Here is a 964-nt window from a genome sequence, read left to right as displayed (position 1 = left end):
TCGGGAGACACACGGCGGGTGCTAACGTCCGTCGTGAAAAGGGAAACAACCCAGACCGCCAGCTAAGGTCCCAAAGTAATGATTAAGTGGAAAACGATGTGGGAAGGCATAGACAGCTAGGAGGTTGGCTTAGAAGCAGCCATCCTTTAAAGAAAGCGTAATAGCTCACTAGTCGAGTCGGCCTGCGCGGAAGATGTAACGGGGCTAAATCATTCACCGAAGCTGCGGACTTGTGCTTGCACAAGTGGTAGAGGAGCGTTCTGTAAGCCTGTGAAGGTGTGCCGGGAGGCATGCTGGAGGTATCAGAAGTGCGAATGCTGACATGAGTAACGATAAGGGGAGTGAAAAACTTCCCCGCCGAAAGACCAAGGGTTCCTATCCCATGCTAATCAGGGTAGGGTGAGTCGGCCCCTAAGGCGAGGCTGAAAGGCGTAGTCGATGGGAAACGGGTTAATATTCCCGTACCGGCCAATACTGCGATGGGGGGACGGAGAAAGCTAGGCAAGCGCGGCGTTGGTAGTCCGCGTGAAAGTGTGTAGGTTGAGCGTTTAGGAAAATCCGGATGCTTAAGACTGAGACACGAGACGAGTCACTACGGTGACGAAGTTGCTAACGCTATGCTTCCAGGAAAAGCCTCTAAGCTTCAGGTATTGGCGACCGTACCCGAAACCGACACAGGTGGTCAGGTAGAGCATACCAAGGCGCTTGAGAGAACTCGGCTGAAGGAACTAGGCAAAATAGTACCGTAACTTCGGGAGAAGGTACGCTCTTTGTTGTGAAGGACTTGCTCCGTAAGCATCGAAGAGTCGCAGTGACCAGCTGGCTGCAACTGTTTATTAAAAACACAGCACTCTGCAAACACGTAAGTGGACGTATAGGGTGTGACACCTGCCCGGTGCCGGAAGGTTAATTGATGGGGTTAGCGCAAGCGAAGCTCTTGATCGAAGCCCCGGTAAACGGCGGC

1 rRNA gene is annotated in these 964 nt (G+C 52.8%); it reads left to right on the top strand.

Annotation, left to right across the window (positions count from 1 at the left end):
• A 23S ribosomal RNA gene (locus ABGI61_RS16740) occupies window positions 1-964 on the top strand; the annotation flags it as partial.

The organism is Rheinheimera fenheensis (genome assembly GCF_039871805.1).
Taxonomy (GTDB): Bacteria; Pseudomonadota; Gammaproteobacteria; order Enterobacterales; family Alteromonadaceae; genus Alishewanella; species Alishewanella fenheensis.
This window is presented reverse-complemented; position numbering and strand designations above follow the sequence as displayed.